The sequence below is a fragment of the Collinsella sp. AF39-11AT genome, from assembly GCF_003474585.1.
Lineage (GTDB): Bacteria > Actinomycetota > Coriobacteriia > Coriobacteriales > Coriobacteriaceae > Collinsella.
Genome location: NZ_QROG01000040.1, coordinates 2,563 through 6,547, shown reverse-complemented (window position 1 = coordinate 6,547; position 3,985 = coordinate 2,563). Strand labels below are relative to the sequence as shown.

The following is a 3,985-nucleotide window of genomic DNA, read 5'->3' as shown; positions in this document are numbered from 1 at the left end:
AGCCCACTTCTCAAAACAAGGCAGGCACCCCGGCCCTCGTCCGTGAACTCTTCCGCTGGGCGAGCTATAGACGCCGCGCACCGATAGGGTAAGGCGGCGGCTTGAAATTGGTGCTATATTCAGCTTGAGTTGTTTAATGCTAGTACGGGAGGCTGATATGGGGCTGTTCAAGAAGAAAAACCCGCAGGATGCCTTTGATCCCGATGTGTTTACCATCACGGATACGATTTTGGACCCGCCGCGGTTTACGTTTTTGCCGGCTATCTACCAGGATGCCACGCATCGCAAGTGGGCCGTGCATCAGCGTGGTGCAGAGCCGAAGATTTTTGACTATGCGGACGTGTTGCAGTGCGAAGTGGCCGAGGCGGGCGATCCGGAGGCCGAAGAAGCGGTCTCTAAACAGGAATTTGCCCAGCGTATCCTGGCAAATCCTGCCAAGGCGGCGAAAATAAACGCTGCCAAGCGTAATATGTGTCTTGGTATGGGCGTTGTTGTGGCGGTTCAGACGGGAAAAGACGAGGTTTCCAAATTAGAGATTCCCGTTATGACCGACGAGGTCAAACGCGATTCAAGTCTATATAAGTCGTATCGGAATGTCGCCGAGAAGATCAAGGCCGAATTTGATGCCATGGGAGGGCTGACCTAATTTTGGCGGCATACGTGTCTGAATGAGGAGTCTGTGCAATGGCAGGCGAATCTTATGCAATTCCCCCCAAAGATCGTGCTGTTGAGGGAATTCTTTGGTATATCCAGCACCATCAGCTTGCCGGCGGCGATCGCCTGCCGGCCGAGCGCGTGCTGTGCGAAGAGATTGGCGTTTCGCGTACGGCGTTGCGTGCCGGTATCACGCGGCTCATCTCGTGTGGAACGCTCGAGAGCCGTCGCGGATCGGGTACGTATGTGTGTCCTCCCAAGCCGTTGAACATCTTCCAGGAAACGTATAACTTTTCCGATGCTGTACGGACTGCCGGCCTGCACCCCTCTTCTCGTCTGGTTTCCACCGGGACCATCGAGGCGGATGAGGCGCTTGCCGACAAGCTTGGGGTGGCTGTAGGCGCTCCCTTGCTCCGCATGCAGCGCGTTCGACTTATTGAGGGCGAGCCGGCGTCAATCGAGACCGCTCACGTTAACCTGTCCCTGTGCCCATCGCTTCCCGAACACGATTTTGAGTGTGAGAGCCTTTACGATGTCTTGCTCAAAGAAGGTGGCGTGCGTGTTGAGCATGGACGTGAGCATATCTCCATCTCGCGTTTGAACGCCGAAGAGGCCGAGCTGCTCCAGCAAGAAGAGGGAACGCCGGTGTTCTATGAGAGCTCGATCGAATTTGATAAGGACATGCGTTTTGTGGAGCATTGCAAATCGGTGATTTTGCCCACAAAGTTCCGCTTTGCCGATAACGGCGAAGAGAACGGCATGAGGAGCGTGGCAGGTGAACAATGGCTGAAACAGTAGATGCCACCCCGGTTTATATGCGCATTCGACGCCGCATCGAGGAACGTATCGAGCGCAGTATATATCCCACGGGTTCCATGATTCCGTCCGAAAAAGACCTTGCCGAGGAATTTGGTACGACACGCTTGACCATCCGAAGCGCTGTCGATGAGCTGGTTCGGCGCGGGCAGATTCGCCGTGTTCGGGGAAAAGGTGCCTTTGTGGCGCAGAAAGTACCTGCTTTTTTTGAACGCACGGTCGGTTTCCGTGAATCGGTCCGTGCTTCGGGCGGCGAGCCGTCCGTCCGTATTCTCGCGCGTTCCAAGCGTTATGCGGGGCCATATTACGCCGACCTGTTTGGCATCGCCGAGGACGACCTGCTCTATTCCGTTCGACGCCTGAACTGCATAAACGGTAGCCCCGTATCGATTGAGACGGCGCTGATTCCCTGCCTGCTGTTCCCAACCATCGAAGATATTGACGTGTCGGTCTTCAGTTTGTACGAGACCTATGAGATGCTGGGCCGAAAGCCAGTCATGGCACAGGAAAAGCTCGATATCGAAGCGCTGGGCGCACGAGATGCCGGCCTCCTTGGACTGGAACAGGGCGATCTTGTTTTGCTTTTGGAATGCGTGAGCTATGACGCGAGCGGTCAGGCTATCGAGTATGTAAAGTCCTTCAATCGTGGCGATACGGGCGGCTACACCTATACGTACTAGCTGGTATTTTGTGAATAACGGCTGGGAAACTAACCAGTTTGATCGTTGGGTCAGCTGTATATACAACCTTACAGGGCTCAAAATCGACCGTTCGCCGATGGGGATAAATTAATCGACAAAGAGGTATCAAAAAGCCGTAACCTGTAACTGTGATTGGTATCAAATACTAATGATTTGTTACGAGGTGAGACGATGAAGATGCTCGATTACGTTCAGCTTGCCCATGTGCGTATGGGGGAGAACCTCGAGCGTTCGTCTGAGCTGGTAGCGCAGCTCGTTGATATTTTCCAGTCCGGTTCTTTTGACGCGCTGCGCATCGTTGCTTCGGGTTCGTCGCGCCATGCCGCCGATTGCGCCCGCGATTACCTGCAAGATGCCCTGCAAATGCAGGTGTCCGTTGTGACGCCCGAGGCCTTCGTTGATTTTGAACACACCTATCCGCAGCATGCGCTCAACATTGCCGTTTCGCAGAGTGGCTATTCGACCAATACGATTGCAGCGCTCGATTACATGCGCGCACACGATATGGCTGCAGTTGCGCTCACGGCAAACGTCGAGGCACCCATCAAGGAACACGCTGACATCGTTCTTGACTACGGTGTGGGCGTCGAGTCGGTGGACTTTGTGACTCTGGGCGTCGAGGTGCTCGTTGAGTACCTGGTGCTCTTTGGTATTTACGGCGGTCAGGCGCGCGGAACGATTGACGCCAAGGGCGTTGCCCAGCGTCTTGACGACCTGCGCGAGGCCATCCAGGCCAATGCCGTGATGTGCAAGACCGCCGAGGCATATGTCCAAGACCACATGCTCGAGCTTTCTGAGCACACGCCCGCCATGGTCGTCGGCAACGGCCCCAACTATGGCGTTGCCGAAGAGGCGGCCCTCAAGCTGAGCGAGACCATCAAGATTCCTGCCATGCATCACGAAGGCGAGGAGTTCGTCCACGGTCCCGAGATGCAGATCGTTCCGGGCTATCTGGTGTTTATCGTCGACGATCCGCAGGGGTCGGAGCGTCTTGCGAATATCGCTGATGCGCTATCGAACGTTACGACAAAAACGGTGCTGCTCACGGCCCATCCCAAGGGTAGGGCTCACGAGGTTGCGGTGCCTCAGGTGGCTCCGCTGCTCAGCGCAATTCCCAATCTTGTGTTCTTCCAGACGATTGCGGCCATGATAGCCGAGCGTCTGAAGTCATGGGACGTGCACCCGTATCTTGATGCCGTCTCCAAGCAAATGGAGGTCAAGGCAGAGGGCTACGAAGAGTCAGTCAATGCGCTTAAGGCCAAAGCGGCCGAGTGTTACGGAATGTAAGCGGGTTTTGATGCCCGTTGGCATGGGGGATGTGGAAACAACCCCAGAAAGGAGAGACAAATGAAGGAAACCGAGAAGATCGAGATCATGCATTTCGACCAGGAGGGCTATCTCGAGGACGGCAAGGCGCTCTACGAGACCGGCAAGAAGATGACCGCGCTCGCCGACAAGGTCGCCGACGAGGGCTACGACGCCGTGTTCCTGATGGGCGTCGGCGGCACCTGGGACGAGCTCATGCAGCTCGAGTACCTCATGAACAAGTTCGGCGACCGCGACCTCGAGGTCTACCTGATCCACGCCGCCGAGTGGAACGTCATGGGCCACAAGCGCATGACCGAGAAGTCCGTCGTGCTCACCGCCTCCGAGTCCGGCACCACCCCCGAGGTCCTCGAGGCCGTCAAGAAGATGAAGGACATGGGCGTGCGCGTCTACGCCATGACCAAGCCCGAGGGCCCCATCGGCCAGGCTGTCGGCGCCGAGAACTGCGTCGCCATGGCTTCTGACCATGGTTCGGGCGGCTGTGAGAA

General features: G+C 56.3%; 4 protein-coding genes and 1 pseudogene. All 5 read left to right on the top strand.

The window, feature by feature from the left end:
• The first annotated feature begins 157 nt into the window (after positions 1-157).
• A complete protein-coding gene (locus tag DW037_RS10205) occupies positions 158-646 on the top strand; it encodes a hypothetical protein (protein ID WP_118373254.1) in 489 nt (162 codons plus the stop codon).
• A gap of 38 nt (positions 647-684) precedes the next feature.
• Entirely contained in the window at positions 685-1,452 is a 768-nt protein-coding gene (locus DW037_RS10200; RefSeq protein WP_118260373.1) for a GntR family transcriptional regulator, read from the top strand.
• Complete coding sequence (locus DW037_RS10195) at positions 1,437-2,150, top strand: GntR family transcriptional regulator (RefSeq protein ID WP_117584261.1); 714 nt, start codon at positions 1,437-1,439, stop codon at positions 2,148-2,150. The genes DW037_RS10200 and DW037_RS10195 overlap by 16 nt, the downstream gene beginning before the upstream one ends.
• Positions 2,151-2,342: 192 nt before the next feature.
• Positions 2,343-3,458 carry an SIS domain-containing protein gene (locus tag DW037_RS10190; RefSeq protein ID WP_117716999.1) on the top strand — a complete coding sequence of 372 codons (1,116 nt, stop codon included), beginning with the start codon at positions 2,343-2,345 and terminating at the stop codon, positions 3,456-3,458.
• A gap of 60 nt (positions 3,459-3,518) precedes the next feature.
• Positions 3,519-3,985: pseudogene (locus DW037_RS10185) on the top strand (SIS domain-containing protein); the annotation flags it as partial.